This is a genomic window from Thermus sediminis (genome assembly GCF_003426945.1).
Lineage (GTDB): Bacteria > Deinococcota > Deinococci > Deinococcales > Thermaceae > Thermus > Thermus sediminis.
Window position 1 is genome coordinate 1857351 of record NZ_QURO01000004.1, and the last position, 13318, is coordinate 1870668.

A 13318-nucleotide genomic window follows, 5' to 3' on the forward strand; every position below is an offset into this window, starting at 1 on the left:
GGGGCATGGAACTTAGGGTCGTCCCCATAGAGAAGCCGGAGAACCTGAACGTGATCCTGGGCCAGGCCCACTTCATCAAGACGGTGGAGGACCTGCACGAGGCCCTGGTGACCGCCGTCCCCGGCATCCGGTTTGGCCTCGCCTTTTCCGAGGCCAGCGGCAAGCGCCTCATCCGCCGGTCGGGCACGGACGAGGCCCTGACCGAACTCGCGGTAAAGAACCTCCTTAACCTGGCCTGCGGGCACGCCTTCCTCATCGTCCTGGGCGAGGGGTTTTACCCCATCAACGTTCTCCATGCGGTGAAGGCCTGCCCGGAGGTGGTCCGGATCTTTGCTGCCACAGCCAACCCCCTGAAGGTGGTGGTGGCCGAGGAGGGGGAGCAAAGGGCCATCCTGGGGGTGATGGACGGCTTCAAGCCCCTGGGGGTGGAGGACGAGGCCGAGGTGGCCTGGCGCAAGGACCTCCTCCGCCGCTTCGGCTACAAGCTATAATGCCGGGCATGGAAGGCACTTTAGCCCCCGAGTTCGCCCTGCCCGACCAGGAAGGCAAGGTCCACCGTCTTTCCGACTACCGGGGCCGGTGGGTGGTCCTCTACTTCTACCCCAAGGACGACACCCCTGGGTGCACCAAGGAGGCCTGCGGCTTCCGGGACCGCATGGGGGACCTTCAGGTCCTTGGGGCCGTGGTGCTGGGGGTTTCCGCCGACGACGTGGAGAGCCACCGCCGCTTCGCCGAGAAGTACGGCCTGAACTTCCCCCTCCTCGCCGACCCCGAGCGCCAGGCCATCCTGGCCTACGGGGCTTGGGGGAAGAAGAACCTCTACGGTAAGGAGTACGAGGGGGTGCTGCGCCAAACCTTCCTTATAGACCCCGAGGGGCAGGTAGCCAAGGTGTGGCGCAAGGTCTCCCCAGAGGGCCACGCGGAGGAGGTGGCTGAGGCCCTCAAGGTCCTCCAGAAGGGGACGTGAGTGGAGAGGCCCCTCGAGGTCTACAAGAAGGAGGCCGCCCACGCCGCCGTCGCCTACGTGCAAGACGGCATGGTGGTGGGCCTGGGCACCGGCTCCACTGCCCGTTACGCCATCCTCGAGCTCGCCCGCCGCCTCCGGGAGGGGGAGCTTAGGGGGGTTAGGGGCGTCCCCACCTCCGAGGCCACCCGGGACCTGGCCCTGAGGGAGGGGATCCCCCTCATAGACCTCCCCCCGGAGGGGGTGGACCTGGCCCTTGACGGGGCGGACGAGATCGCCCCCGACCTCGCCCTCATCAAGGGCCTGGGGGGAGCCCTTTTGCGGGAGAAGATCGTGGAGAGCGTGGCCAAGGAGTTCATCGTCATCGCCGATCACACCAAGAAGGTCCCGGTCCTGGGCCGGGGGGTGGTGCCGGTGGAGATCATCCCCTTTGGCCACCAGGCTACCCTGAGGGCCATCGCCCGCCTGGGGGGGGAGCCAGCGCTTCGCATGGACGGGGACGAGTTCTACTTCACCGAGGGCGGCCACCTCATCGCCGACTGCCGCTTCGGCCCCATCGGCGACCCCTTGGGCCTGCACAGGGCCCTCCTGGAGATCCCCGGCGTGGTGGAGACCGGGCTTTTCGTGGGCCTGGCCACCCGGGCCCTGATCGGCGGGCCTATGGGGGTGGAGGAGCTCTCGCCGTGAAGCGGGAGGAGGGCGCATGGAGAAGGTCTTCTACGTGACCACTCCCATCTACTACGTGAACGCCGAGCCCCACTTGGGCCACGCCTACACCACGGTGGTGGCCGATTTCCTGGCCCGCTGGCACCGCCTAGACGGCTACCAGACCCACTTCCTCACGGGCACGGACGAGCACGGGGAGACGGTCTACCGGGCGGCGGAAAGGGCAGGGGAGGACCCCAAGGCCTTCGTGGAGCGGGTTTCGGAGCGTTTCCGCAAGGCCTGGGAGCTCCTGGGCATCGCCTACGACGACTTCATCCGCACCACGGAGGAGAGGCACAAGGAAGTGGTGCGGCTGGTCCTGAAGAAGGTCTACGAGGCCGGGGACATCTACTACGGGGAGTACGAGGGGCTTTACTGCGTCTCCTGCGAGCGCTTCTACACGGAGAAGGAGCTCTCCGAAGGCCTGTGCCCCGTCCACGGCCGCCCCGTGGAAAGGAGGCGGGAGGGGAACTACTTCTTCCGCATGGAGAGGTACCGGGACTGGCTCCTGGACTACCTCCAGGCCCATCCCGACCTCATCCGCCCCGAGGGGTATAGGAACGAGGTCCTCGCCATGCTCGCCGAGCCCATCGGGGATCTCTCCATCTCCCGGCCCAAGTCCCGGGTCCCCTGGGGCATCCCCCTGCCCTGGGATGAGGGCCACGTGACCTACGTGTGGTTTGACGCCCTCCTCAACTACGTTTCCGCCCTGGGCTACCCCAAGGGGGAGAGGTACCAGGCCTTCTGGCCCCACGCCTGGCACCTCATCGGCAAGGACATCCTCAAGCCCCACGCCGTCTTCTGGCCCACCATGCTGAAGGCGGCGGGCCTCCCCATGTACCGCCACCTGAACGTGGGGGGGTTCCTCCTGGGGCCGGACGGGCGCAAGATGTCCAAGACCCTGGGGAACGTGGTGGACCCCTTCGCCCTCCTGGAGCGGTACGGGCGGGACGCCCTCCGCTACTACCTCCTTAGGGAGATCCCCTACGGCCAGGACACCCCGGTGAGCGAGGAGGCCCTGAGGACCCGGTACGAGGCGGACCTGGCCGACGACCTGGGGAACCTGGTCCAGCGCACCCGGGCCATGCTCCTCCGCTTCGCCGAGGGGCGCATCCCCGAGCCCGCTTCAGGGGAGGAGCTGGAGGAGGGGACGGGGCTTGCGGCGCGCCTGAGGCCCTTGGTGCGGGAGCTTAAATTCCACGTGGCCCTCGAGGAGGCCATGGCCTACGTGAAGGGGCTCAACCGCTACCTCAACGAGAGGCGGCCCTGGGAGCTCCACAAGAAGGACCCCAAGGAGGCCCAGGCGGTCCTCTACCGGGTGGTGGAGGGCTTGAGGATTGCCTCCATCCTCCTTACCCCCGCCATGCCGGACAAGATGGCGGAGCTTAGGCGGGCCCTAGGCCTCGAGGAGGAGGTGCGCCTGGAGGACGCCGAGCGCTGGGGGCTTTCCAGGCCCAGGCCCATCCCCGAAGAGGCCCCGGTCCTCTTCCCCAAGGGGAAGGAGGAGAGGGTGGAAGCGACGCAAAGGAAAACGATCAGCCTGGAGGAGTTCGCCAAGGTGGAGCTCCGCGTAGCCCAGGTGGTGGCCGCCGAGAGGCACCCGAACGCCGACCGCCTTTTGGTCCTTAGGCTTTCCTTGGGGAACGAGGAGCGCACCGTGGTCTCCGGGATCGCCCAGTGGTACCGCCCCGAGGACCTTGTGGGGAGGAAGGTGGTCCTGGTGGCCAACCTCAAGCCCACCAAGCTCCGGGGCGTGGAGAGCCAGGGCATGATCCTGGCGGCCCAGGAGGGGGAGGACCTGGTCCTGGTGACCGTGGACGGGGACATCCCCGCCGGGGCGGTCGTCAAGTAAAGAGTAAAGAGGCGGGCCGGGAGAGGCCCAGCCTCCGAAGCCTTTTCCGCTACCGCCCGTTTAGCACTTCCAGGGCCTTTCTGAGGATAGCGTCCTCCTCCAGATCCAAGACCGCCCGGCCCCTTTCCTCGGGCAGGGGGCGCTGGCGCTGGGGCTCGGCGTAGCTGAACTTGCCCTCGGCGTCGGCCTCCATCCTCACCGTCCTGCCGTTCACGGTCACAGTCACCTCCGCCCCCGGCGGAGCCCCCACCCCCTGGATGGAGAAGGGGGTAGGCAGCCTGGTGTCCTTGACCTCAATGTCCGGCTTCAAGCCTTCCTTGTTGATGGCCCGGCGCTTGGGCGTGAGCCACTCAAAGGTGACCAGGGTGAGCTCCCCCCCGTTGGCCAGGGTGTAGGGAGTCTGGCCCACCCCTTTGCCGAAGGTCCTCTCCCCGATCACCTGGGCCCGGCCGTAGTCCTGCAGGGCCCCGGCCACGATCTCGCTAGCGGAAGCGGAGTTCCCGTTCACCAGGACCACCATGGGGCCGTCCCAGAGGGGCCTGCCCGAGGCCTCGCACCAGACCCGGGTGAGGTTCCGGGTGCGGGTGTAGACGATGGGCCCCTCCCGGAGGAAGGCGCTGGCCACGGCGCACCCTTGGTCTAGGAGGCCTCCGGAGTTGTCCCGGAGGTCAAAGATGAGCTTCCTGATCCCTTGGGCCTTCAGCTCCTCGATGGCCTTCTTGAGCTGGTCCTCCACCCTGAAGTTGCCGAAGGTCTCCAGGGCGATGTAGCCCACGTCCCCGATCCTCCCGGTGGAAACGGCGATAATCTCCACCCTCTCCCGGATCAGCTCAAAGACCAAAGGAGCGGGCACGCCTTCCCGGCGCACCTTGACGGTGACCTTGGTCCCCTCCCGGCCCCGGATGCGGGCCACCACCTCCTGCAGGGGAAGGCCCGTCACGTCCTCCCCGTCCACCTCGAGGATCACATCCCCTGCCCGCATCCCGGCCCTCTGGGCGGGAAGCCCGCTCATCACCCCGATGATCCTGGCCCCGGTGCCGTCGGGGTTGGCGGGGGAGAGGGTGGCCCCGATGCCGAAGAACTCCCCCCGGAGGTCCTCTTGACGGAGGCTTGCCCGCTGGGGGGGGGAGTAACTGGTGAAGGGGTCCTTCAGGGAGGAGATCATACCCCCAATGGCGCCTTCCAGAAGGGCGTTCAACCTTTCCCTAGGCAAGGGCTCCAGGTAGTCCTGCTGGATCCTTTGGTAGACCTCCAGAAGGGCCTGACCGTTGGCGTTCTGCAGGAGGCTTTCCGCCTGGGGGCGGGGGAGCTGGGCGTAGACTAGGGCGGCCAGGATCCCCAACCCCGCGATGAGCCACGCGTTCCGCTTCATCTTCTCCCTCACTCTTAGATCACTATAGCGCCCCTGGGTGAGGGGAAACCGTGACCGGCTATATAGTGGGGCCATGATCGCCTTCCACCGGGTGAGCCTCGAGTACCCCCGCACGGGGACCAAGGCCCTTTACGGGGTGAGCCTCGAGGTCAGAAAGGGGGAGTTCGTCTACGTGGTGGGCCACTCCGGGGCGGGGAAGTCCACCCTCCTCGCCATCATCCTTAGGCGGCTCGTGCCCACCCAGGGGGCGGTCTACTTCGCGGGGCAGAACCTGAAGGCCCTAAGAGGGGACGGGATTGCCCTCCACCGCCGCCGCATCGGCATGGTCTTCCAGGACCACCGCCTCCTTTCGGACATGACCGTGGAGGAAAACCTGGCCTTCGTCCTCCAGGTCCAGGGGGTACCCCCAAAGGAGTGGCCGGAACGCATCGCCACCGCTTTGCGCCGGGTGGGCCTGGTCCACAAGAAGCGGGCCTTCCCCGAGGAGCTTTCCGTGGGGGAGGCCCAGCGGGTGGCCCTGGCCCGGGCCTTCCTCATGGATCCCCCGGTGATCCTGGCCGACGAGCCCACGGGCAACCTGGACCCCGAAAACGCCCTCCAGGTCTTGGAGATCCTCAAGGCGGCCCACCAGAGAGGGGCCACGGTGGTGGTGGCCACCCACAGCCGAGAGCTCTTGGAGGCCTACCCGGCCCGGGTGGTGGTGCTGAGGGCAGGCCAGGTGGTGCGGGACGAGCGTCCCGGAGAAGGTGGTAGCATGAGGGTAAGGGAAAGCCCTAGCCGGGGCGGAAAGGAGGAGACATGAACGTCTACAAGCTCATCGGCCGCAACCTGGAGATCACCGACGCCATCCGGGGCTACGTGGAGAAGAAGCTTTCCCGGCTGGACCGCTACCAAAACGGCGAGCTTATGGCCAAGGTGGTCCTCTCCCTGGCGAATAGCCCTCACGTGGGGCGCAAGGCCAAGGCCGAGGTCCAGCTGGACCTCCCCGGGGGGCTGGTGCGGGTGGAGGAGGAGGACCAGGACCTCTACGCCGCCATTGACCGCATGGTGGATCGGCTGGAGACCCAGCTTAAGCGCTTTCGGGAGCGCCGCTTTGTGGGCAAGCGCCACTCCTACCAGGGTCCTCCTCCCCCCGAGGTGCGGGACCTCGAGGCCCTGCGCAAGCCCGAGGAGGAGGAAGGCCCCCAGATCGTCCGGGTCAAGCGCTTTGAGATGAGGCCCATGGACCCGGAGGAGGCGGTTTTCCAGATGGAGGCCCTGGGGCACGACTTCTTTGTTTTCCGCAACGCCCAGACCGAGGAGATCAACGTGGTCTACCGCCGGAGGGACGGGAACTACGGCCTCATCGAGCCCGCCTGAACCCCTAGGTTTTGGGGGAAGGCCTTTAGGGGCCTTCCCCCAGGCTTTCAGTAGTAGGCTGAGGGGTCCACAAAGCGGGTTTCCCCGCCCACCCGCACCGCTACCCGGAACTCCAGCTCCTCGGGGCGGATGAGGAGGCCGCCCCCAGTGTGGCCCAGAAGCTGGCCTCGGCTCACCCGCTGCCCCTCGGCCACCAGGGGTTCCTGCAGGTTGGTGTAGACGGTGGATAGCCTTTCCGTGTGCACCAGCATCACCGTGTACCCCAGGTTGGGCAGGAAGAGGATGCCGGCCACATACCCTTCGGCGGCCGCCTGCACCGGGCTGCCTGGTCCCGGCCCGGCGATCACCTGGAAGGCCCCCTCTTGACCGTAGGGCACGGCCACCCTCCCCCCGGGTACGGGGAAGGCCAGGCGGCCCACGGCGGCGGGGAGGGGAGGGGGAGGGATCACCACCTGGGGGGGCCTCAGGGCGGCCTGCCGCCGCCTCTGCTCCTCCTGGCGCCGCCTTTCCTCCTCCTGCCGCCTGAGTTCCTGGAGGCGTTGCCTTTCCGCCAGGACCCGGGCCTGCATCTGGGCCAGGGCGCCTTGCAGGCGTTCCCGCTCGCTTAGGGCGGCCCGTAGGAGGGCTCTATTGCCCTCCTCTTCCCGGCGCAAGGCCGCCAGGGTAGAAAGCAGATTCCCCCGCTCCCCTTCCAGCCTGGCCTGGGTTTGCCCCAGGCTCCTCTCCTTGGCCGAGAGGTCGGCAAGGAGGAGGCGAAGGCGCTCCCTCTCCTCTGTCAGGGCCTTGAGGGTGGCCTGGAAGCGGCGCACCAGGTCGGCGTCCTGCTGGGAGATGTACCCCACCCACCTGGCCCGCACGGCCAGGTCGGTGAAGGACTCGGCCCGGAGGAGGGGAAGGTAGCGCCCAGCCCGCTCCCGGTGGAGGCTTCGCATGAGGCCCTCGAGGCGCTTCTTGAGCGCGGCCAGATCCCCCTCTAGCTTCTGGATGCGGGCCTCGACCTCGCGCACCGCCCCCTCCAGGCGGGCGATCTCCCGGCGGAGGTCCGCCCGTTCCCTCTCCAGACGGGCGATCTCCCCTTCCAGGCGCTCCTTTTCCCGGAGGAGGTTCTCTACCCTTTGGGAGAGGCGGGCCAGCTCCCGGTTGAGCGCCTGGATGCGGGCTTGGGCCTCCCTCTCCAGCCTCTGTGCCCGGGCGATCTCGGCCTCGAGGTCCCGCACCCGCCTCTCCTGGGCGGGAAGGTCCTGCCCCACGGCCAGATGGCCCATCTGGGGGCAGAGGCCTCCGGAGAGGGCGAGGATAAGGACAAGCCAGCGGCTGCGTTTCATCCTAGACCTCCTTTAGGTGGGCCCGGCTGGCCATGTAGGCCCCGCCCGCCCCCAAAAGGGTGGCTAGCAAGAAGACCAGGAGGGCGGTCCGCAGGAGGTCCTCCTGGCCCAGCACGGGCAGGAAGGGGAGGAGGCCTTGGAGGGCCCGGGCCAGGCCCAGGTAGAGCCCTCCCCCCGCCAGCACCGCCAGCACGCCGGCGGTTAGGGTGAGGAGGACCCCTTCCAGGACAAAGGGGGCCTGGACGAAGCGCCGGGTGGCCCCCACCAGGAGCATGATGCCCAGGGCCTCCTTGCGGCTTTCCAAGGAGAGGCGGATCGCCCCCATCACGCTGAAGAAGGTGTTGAGGAGGAGTAGCCCCACCAGGAGGGCCATGGCCAGGCGGCTCCCCGAGAGCACCTGCACCAGGCGCTCGGTGAGCTCTCCCCCATACTCTACTCCCTCCACCCCGGGAAGGGCCCTGAGGCGCTGGGCCACGTCCCGCACCGCCTCGGGGGTGTTGAGCCGCAGGCGCAGGGTGTCGGGGAGGGGGTTTTCCACCAGATCCTTGGCCTCGGCCAGGTAGGAGTAGTCCAGGACCAGCTGGGCCAGGGCCTCCTCCTTGGTCTGCAGGCGGACCGCACTCACCTCGGGCCAGGCCTGGATCTCCGCGAGGAGGGCCTCCACATCGGCGTTCGGTCGCAGGAAGGACGCCACCTCCAGCTCCCTTTCCAACCCCTGCACCACCCTTTCCAGGTTCCAGAGGAGCAGGCCCAGGAAGTAGAGGAGGGCGAAGGAGACCAAGGCGGTGAAAAAGGTGGCGAGGCTGGCCGTGGGGTGGCGGAGGATCTGCCTCAGGGCCTCGCGGAGGGCGTACACGCCCTACATCTTAAGGCCCTTGGATGAGAGGCCCCCTAGCGGACCCTTTCCTGGAGATAGGCGAGGACGGTGTCCGCGTCCTGGAAGGGGTTGACACCTCGCCAGATCCGCTCTATGCGCCCTTCCGGGTTGATGAGGATGGTGTCCCGGCTGTAAAAGCCGAAGAGGCTCCGGACCCCGTAGGCCCTGGCCAGGCGGCCATCGCGGTCGGGGATCATCCCCCCCTTGAGGGAGAGCTTCTCCACGAATTCGCACTGCTCCTTGGCGGGGTCGTGGCTCACCCCGTAGATCCGGGCTCCCAGGCGGGCGAAGGCCTCATGGAGCTCGGAGTAGCGCTTGGCCTGGGCGGTGCACCCGGGGCTCTTGGCCTTGGGGTAGAACCAGAGGACCACGTAGCTTCCCCTGAAGTCCACGGGGCGGCCGTAGCTGTCCTGGGCCTCGAGGATGGGAGCCCTGTCCCCGGGGGCGAGGGCCGCTGCCTTCAGGAACCCCAGAAAGAGGAGAACGGTGACGCCGCGCATGCCCTAAGCCTAGGGGAAGATGGCGTGGGGAAAAGTGGGGCAGTAAGGACTTTGCCTAACCCCTTTCCTGCCCTTCAGGAGAGGCGCCGGCCCCCCCTTTGGCGTCGGCCCCAACGTGCCTGGGGCTACCCTCTTTTTCCACCTCGGGAACCAAAATGGGTCTATGCGCAGACTGTGGGGTTTGCTCCTCCTCGTGCCCCTGCTCCTGGCCCTGAACGCCCTCCTCACCAGGGGCCCTTCCGTCCTCTGGGCCGAGCCCGCCCAGGCGAACCCGGAGGTCCTCCAGAGGGTCTATGCCCGGGCCCACCCCGCCGTGCTCCGCATAGAGGGCCCTGAGGGGGGGCGGGGCACGGGCTTCTTCTACGCCCCGGGCCTGGTCCTCACCGCCTACCACGTGGTGGCGGAGGGGGAACCCTTCACCCTCCTTCTGGCCAACCGCACCCGGGCGGAGGCCCGCCTCCTGGGCTTCGCCGAGCCCTTGGACCTGGCGGTCCTGGCCACGGGGGCCACCCCGCCCGCCTCTCCCCTTCCCCTGGAGACGGCAAGGCGGCCGCAGGTGGGGGAGGCCCTCCTCCACATCGGCAACGGCCGGGGCCAGTTCATCGCTCCCCGCTACGGCCGGGTCGTCGGCCTCGAGGTGAGCCCCTCCGCCTTCCTCCCCCAGGGGCTGGTGGAGACCTCCCTCCCCCTGGCCCCCGGGGACTCCGGGGGGCCGCTCCTGGATGCGGAGGGCAGGGTGCTGGGCGTGGCCGTGGCCATCGGCCAGACGGAGGCGGGCTTCCGTAGCTACTTTACCCCCCTCTTCGGCCGGGGGGAGGTCCTTTCGGCCCTGGAGAGGGGGGAGCGGACCTACTGGCCCTACCTGGGCCTCCGGGGCCCCAGGGCCCTGACCCCCGAGCTCGCCCGGGACCTGGGCCTTCCCCCTGGGGGGGTGGTGGTGGGGGAGGTGGTCCCGGGCGGGGCCGCCCAGAAGGCGGGGCTAAGGGGCCTGGAGTCCGGCGGGGTGCCCGACGTGATCCTCGAGGTGAACGGCGTTTCGGTGAACGGCTTTGAGGACCTCCTTCGGGAGGTACGCCGCTACCAGGTGGGGGACCGGGTCACCCTCACCGTGCGCCGGGGGGCGGAGGTCTTCCAGGTGGAGGCCCTCCTAAGCCCCTTCCCCGGCCGCTAGCGCCCGGTAGGTGGGAAGGCCCAGCCCCTCCGCCAGGAGGACCGCCCGGGCGATGGCCCGGGCCAGGGCGTCGGCCCCGTAGGCCCCGAGGCGGAGGAGGAGGGGAAGCCCCACCCCTTGCCCGCCCCCTAGGGCCAAGGCGAAGACCAGGTCCCCGTCCAGGGGGGTGTGGGCGGGCCTTATGGCCCGAGCGATCCCGTCCTGGGCCATCATGGCCAGGCGCCTGGCCTGGGCCTTGCTGAGGGGGGCGTCCGTGACCACGAGGCCTAAGGTGGTGTTCTGCCCGGGGAGGAAGGGGTAGCGGTAGTCCTCAGGGAAGCCCCGGTAGCGGGAGAGGTCCGGGAGGAGGGCCTGCTCCTCCCCGAGGAGGGCCTCGGCGTAGAGCCTCCCCGTCAGGGGGTCAAAGGGGCGGCCCAGGCTGTTCACCGCCACCAGGGCCCAGATCCCATACCCCTCCTCCAGACGAAAGCCCGCCACCCCCACTCCCCCCTTCACCCCGCCCGAAAGGGCCCCGGTCCCCGCCCCCACGCTCCCCTCGGCCACCGCCTCCCCCGCGGCCAGGGCGGCCCGGTACCCCGCCTCGCCATCGGGTGGGCGGAAAACCCTCCCCCGCCCCAGGTCGTAGAGCACGGCGGCGGGGACGATGGGCACCGGCCCCGCGGGGGTGGGAAACCCTTGGCCCCTCTCCCGGAGGTAGCGCACCACCCCCTCGGCCGCTCCCAGCCCGAAGGCGCTTCCCCCGGTGAGGAGGAGGGCCTGGACCCTCTCCACCGTGTTTTCCGGGGCCAGGAGGTCCGTCTCCCGGGTCCCCGGGGCCGCCCCCCGCACGTCCACCGCCGCGATGGCTCCTTCCTCCAGGAGGAGCACCGTGCACCCCGTGAGGGCCTCGCGGTCGGTGAAGTGCCCTACCCTTAGGCCGGAGAAGGGTACCCTTCCCGAGGATAAAGCTTCCGCCATGGGCCCAGTATGCGGTAGGCTTACGGGCAGGACAAGGAGGCGTCATGTGGGAATACCTGGTCTACGGCGAGCCGACACCCAAGGTCCGAGGGCTTCTGGAGGGGGTGGGGAGGGCCCTCGAGGCCCAGGGCTTCCGCTTGAACCCTGAGGCCGAGGCCCCCAACCTGGTCCTGAACGCCATCGCCCCGGAAGCCCCTAAACCCTACAGGCGCAAGGCCCAGGCCACCTTCGTGGCCTCGGTGCTGGAGCTTCCCTGGTTCCCCGAGGACCCCCTTAGGGAGCTCTACCCCTACCTGGTCCGGGCCCTTTCCAACGTCCTCCTGGCCTACGTGCCCGGGGAGGGGGTGGCCTTCCTCACCCTGGAGCTGGGCCACTACCGGGAGAGGGAGGGGGAGGGCTTCCACGAGCGGGTGGCGGCCCGCCTTAGGCCCATCGCCTGTAGCCGCCTGGTCATCAACAACCTTTTCCTGCCCGACCTGGAGCCCGAGCTCTGGGGAGGAGACGAGCTTACGGAGAGCATGTACCGGGCTGGGAGGAAGCTCAAGGCCTGGGACCTCCTCCCCGCGCCCTTCCCCATAGAGGAGATCCTCTCCCCCGAGGACCTCCGCCACGTGAAGCGGCTTTACGGCATCGGGGGGCTCTCCTACGGCAACCTCTCCGTGCGCAAGGACGAGAGGCGCTTTTGGATGTCGGCGAGCGGGGTGGACAAGGCGAACCTCAAGGAGGTGGGCCGGGACATCCTCATGGTGAAGGACTACGACCCCGAGAAAAACGCCATCCTCCTCTCCGTCCCCCCCCACGTGGAGCCCAGGCGGGTCAGCGTGGACGCCATTGAGCACTGGATGATCTACCGGGAGCACCCGGGGGTGGGGGCCATCCTCCACGTCCACGCCTGGATGGAAGGGGTCCCCGCCACCCCCTTCAACTACCCCTGCGGCACCTACGAGCTCGCCCAGGCGGTGGCGGAAAAGGTGCGGGAGGCCCCCGACCCCACCCGGGCCGTGGTGGGCCTCAAGAACCACGGCCTCACCATCACCGGCCGCAGCCTGGACGAGATCCTGGAGCGGATTGAGGGCCGGCTCATCCGCACCGTGCCCATGGCATGAGGGCCCTCCGCTACGCCCCTCCCTCCCCCGCTTCCTCGGGGCCAGGCTCCTGGGGAAACGGTTTCCCCCGGGGCTCCTTCCCCTGAGGCTAGAGGAGGTGCCCCTCCCCGAAAGACCCGGCTTCCATAAGGTCCGGGTCCGCCTCGCTGGGGTCTGCGGCTCGGACCTGGCCCTCCTCTACGGGAAAAGCCCCCCCACGATAAGCCCCTTCTTCTCCTTCCCCGCCGTCCTCGGCCACGAGATCCTGGGGGAGGTAGAGGGGACGCGGGTAGCGGTGAACCCCCTCCTGGCCTGCGCCGACCGGGGCCTCCCTCCCTGCCCCATGTGCCAGCGGGGGGAGGAGGGGCTCTGCCAGAACGTGGCCGAGGGCCCTTTGGCCCCGGGGATGCTGGGCTACAACCGGGACCTCCCCGGGGGGTGGGGGGAGTGGGTCCTGGCCCGGGAGGAGCGCCTCTACCCCATCCCGGACGGGGTTCCGGACGAGCGGGGGGTCCTGGCCGAGCCCCTGGCCGTGGTCCTCCGGGGGCTTAGGAAGCTCGGGCCTTGGCCGGAGGAGGTCCTCGTCCTCGGCATGGGCACCATCGGCCTCATGGCGGCCCACCTCCTCCGCGCCCTGGGGTTTTCGGGGAGGGTCCACGCCGTGGCCAAGTACCGCCACCAGGGGGAAAGGGCCAGGGCCTTCGGGGCGGACCGGGTCTATGGGAGCGCCAGGGAGGCCCTACGGGAAAGGGCCAGGCGCTACCGCTACCTCCTCTTTGAGGGCCACCGGGGAGGGTTTCCGGCGGTGGTGGAGGCCTCAGGGAGCGGGAAGGGCTTCCGCGAGGCCCTGGCCCTGGCGGAGGAGGGGGGAAGGGTTCTCCTCCTCGGGGCCCCTGGGCTGGAATGGGCCGACCTCTCCCCCTTCTGGTTCAAGGAGGTGGGCCTCCTGGGGAGCTACACCTACACCCGGGAGGAGTTCAAGGAGGCCGTGGCCCTCCTCCCGGGGTTAGGGGGCCTCGAGGGCCTCGTGGGGGGGATCTTCCCCCTGGAGGCCTGGGGGGAGGCCCTGGGGGCCCGGGGGAAGGCCCTCTTCCGGCCGGGCGGACCCCGGGGGTAGGAAGGCCCTGGAGGAGAAGCGGCATGGGTTTGGG

General features: G+C 69.1%; 13 protein-coding genes and 1 pseudogene. 9 read left to right on the forward strand and 5 right to left on the reverse strand.

Annotation, left to right across the window (positions count from 1 at the left end; translation table 11 throughout):
- Nucleotides 1-5 precede the first annotated feature (5 nt).
- The 4 genes from ATI37_RS10600 to metG are packed head-to-tail and all read left to right on the forward strand — an operon-like array spanning nucleotide 6 to nucleotide 3521.
- A complete protein-coding gene (locus tag ATI37_RS10600) occupies nucleotides 6-491 on the forward strand; it encodes an adenosine diphosphatase (protein ID WP_117238606.1) in 486 nt (161 codons plus the stop codon).
- Nucleotides 491-967 carry a thioredoxin-dependent thiol peroxidase gene (bcp, locus tag ATI37_RS10605; protein ID WP_117238316.1) on the forward strand — a complete coding sequence of 159 codons (477 nt, stop codon included), beginning with the start codon at nucleotides 491-493 and terminating at the stop codon, nucleotides 965-967. The genes ATI37_RS10600 and bcp overlap by 1 nt, the downstream gene beginning before the upstream one ends.
- A complete protein-coding gene (rpiA, locus tag ATI37_RS10610) occupies nucleotides 968-1651 on the forward strand; it encodes a ribose-5-phosphate isomerase RpiA (protein WP_117238317.1) in 684 nt (227 codons plus the stop codon). It abuts the gene before it with no gap.
- Between the two features lie 16 nt (nucleotides 1652-1667).
- On the forward strand, nucleotides 1668-3521 hold the full coding sequence (gene metG, locus ATI37_RS10615) for a methionine--tRNA ligase (RefSeq protein ID WP_117238318.1): 1854 nt from the start codon (nucleotides 1668-1670) through the stop codon (nucleotides 3519-3521).
- Nucleotides 3522-3570: 49 nt separating this feature from the next.
- Here metG and ATI37_RS10620 read toward each other — a convergent pair whose 3' ends face one another.
- Nucleotides 3571-4893, reverse strand: coding sequence for a S41 family peptidase (locus tag ATI37_RS10620; protein ID WP_117238319.1), 1323 nt, complete (start codon nucleotides 4891-4893; stop codon nucleotides 3571-3573).
- Between the two features lie 73 nt (nucleotides 4894-4966).
- On the opposite strand from ATI37_RS10620, the gene ftsE reads away from it, so the two are divergent.
- Both ftsE and hpf read left to right on the forward strand, forming a co-directional pair.
- Entirely contained in the window at nucleotides 4967-5695 is a 729-nt protein-coding gene (ftsE, locus tag ATI37_RS10625; protein WP_117238320.1) for a cell division ATP-binding protein FtsE, read from the forward strand.
- Nucleotides 5692-6252, forward strand: coding sequence for a ribosome hibernation-promoting factor, HPF/YfiA family (gene hpf, locus ATI37_RS10630; protein WP_117238321.1), 561 nt, complete (start codon nucleotides 5692-5694; stop codon nucleotides 6250-6252). Before ftsE ends, hpf begins: the two co-directional genes overlap by 4 nt.
- 47 nt (nucleotides 6253-6299) lie before the next feature.
- Here hpf and ATI37_RS10635 read toward each other — a convergent pair whose 3' ends face one another.
- The 3 genes from ATI37_RS10635 to ATI37_RS10645 form a co-directional block, all read right to left on the reverse strand.
- Nucleotides 6300-7517: a murein hydrolase activator EnvC family protein gene (locus ATI37_RS10635; protein WP_232822527.1), complete on the reverse strand. Its 1218-nt coding sequence runs from the start codon at nucleotides 7515-7517 to the stop codon at nucleotides 6300-6302.
- Nucleotides 7518-7578: 61 nt separating this feature from the next.
- Nucleotides 7579-8433: a cell division protein FtsX gene (locus ATI37_RS10640; RefSeq protein ID WP_117238323.1), complete on the reverse strand. Its 855-nt coding sequence runs from the start codon at nucleotides 8431-8433 to the stop codon at nucleotides 7579-7581.
- A 35-nt stretch (nucleotides 8434-8468) separates the two neighbouring features.
- Nucleotides 8469-8954: a peroxiredoxin gene (locus tag ATI37_RS10645; protein ID WP_117238324.1), complete on the reverse strand. Its 486-nt coding sequence runs from the start codon at nucleotides 8952-8954 to the stop codon at nucleotides 8469-8471.
- Between the two features lie 163 nt (nucleotides 8955-9117).
- On the opposite strand from ATI37_RS10645, the gene ATI37_RS10650 reads away from it, so the two are divergent.
- Nucleotides 9118-10125, forward strand: a complete 1008-nt coding sequence (locus ATI37_RS10650) for a S1C family serine protease (protein WP_117238607.1) — start codon at nucleotides 9118-9120, stop codon at nucleotides 10123-10125.
- On the opposite strand, the gene ATI37_RS10655 is transcribed toward ATI37_RS10650, so the two are convergent.
- The gene (locus ATI37_RS10655; protein WP_117238325.1) at nucleotides 10102-11082 is read right to left on the reverse strand and encodes a P1 family peptidase; all 981 of its coding nucleotides are present in this window, start codon (nucleotides 11080-11082) and stop codon (nucleotides 10102-10104) included. The genes ATI37_RS10650 and ATI37_RS10655 overlap by 24 nt on opposite strands.
- Nucleotides 11083-11126: 44 nt before the next feature.
- Between ATI37_RS10655 and ATI37_RS10660 the strand changes: the two genes are divergently transcribed.
- Both ATI37_RS10660 and ATI37_RS10665 read left to right on the forward strand, forming a co-directional pair.
- A complete protein-coding gene (locus ATI37_RS10660; protein WP_117238326.1) occupies nucleotides 11127-12188 on the forward strand; it encodes a class II aldolase/adducin family protein in 1062 nt (353 codons plus the stop codon).
- Nucleotides 12185-13284 (forward strand): annotated as a pseudogene (locus ATI37_RS10665) (zinc-dependent alcohol dehydrogenase). Before ATI37_RS10660 ends, ATI37_RS10665 begins: the two are co-directional and overlap by 4 nt.
- Nucleotides 13285-13318 lie beyond the last annotated feature (34 nt).

Bases quoted from the DNA above. Each gene is read 5' to 3' on its own strand.
- ATI37_RS10650 (WP_117238607.1), top strand. From the start codon at position 9,118: ATGCGCAGACTGTGGGGTTTGCTCCTCCTCGTGCCCCTGCTCCTGGCC.
- ATI37_RS10645 (WP_117238324.1), bottom strand. From the start codon at position 8,954: ATGCGCGGCGTCACCGTTCTCCTCTTTCTGGGGTTCCTGAAGGCAGCG.
- ATI37_RS10635 (WP_232822527.1), bottom strand. From the start codon at position 7,517: ATGGGCCATCTGGCCGTGGGGCAGGACCTTCCCGCCCAGGAGAGGCGG.
- ATI37_RS10655 (WP_117238325.1), bottom strand. From the start codon at position 11,082: ATGGCGGAAGCTTTATCCTCGGGAAGGGTACCCTTCTCCGGCCTAAGG.
- ATI37_RS10600 (WP_117238606.1), top strand. From the start codon at position 6: ATGGAACTTAGGGTCGTCCCCATAGAGAAGCCGGAGAACCTGAACGTG.
- hpf (WP_117238321.1), top strand. From the start codon at position 5,692: ATGAACGTCTACAAGCTCATCGGCCGCAACCTGGAGATCACCGACGCC.
- bcp (WP_117238316.1), top strand. From the start codon at position 491: ATGCCGGGCATGGAAGGCACTTTAGCCCCCGAGTTCGCCCTGCCCGAC.
- ATI37_RS10660 (WP_117238326.1), top strand. From the start codon at position 11,127: ATGTGGGAATACCTGGTCTACGGCGAGCCGACACCCAAGGTCCGAGGG.
- ATI37_RS10620 (WP_117238319.1), bottom strand. From the start codon at position 4,893: ATGAAGCGGAACGCGTGGCTCATCGCGGGGTTGGGGATCCTGGCCGCC.
- ftsE (WP_117238320.1), top strand. From the start codon at position 4,967: ATGATCGCCTTCCACCGGGTGAGCCTCGAGTACCCCCGCACGGGGACC.
- metG (WP_117238318.1), top strand. From the start codon at position 1,668: ATGGAGAAGGTCTTCTACGTGACCACTCCCATCTACTACGTGAACGCC.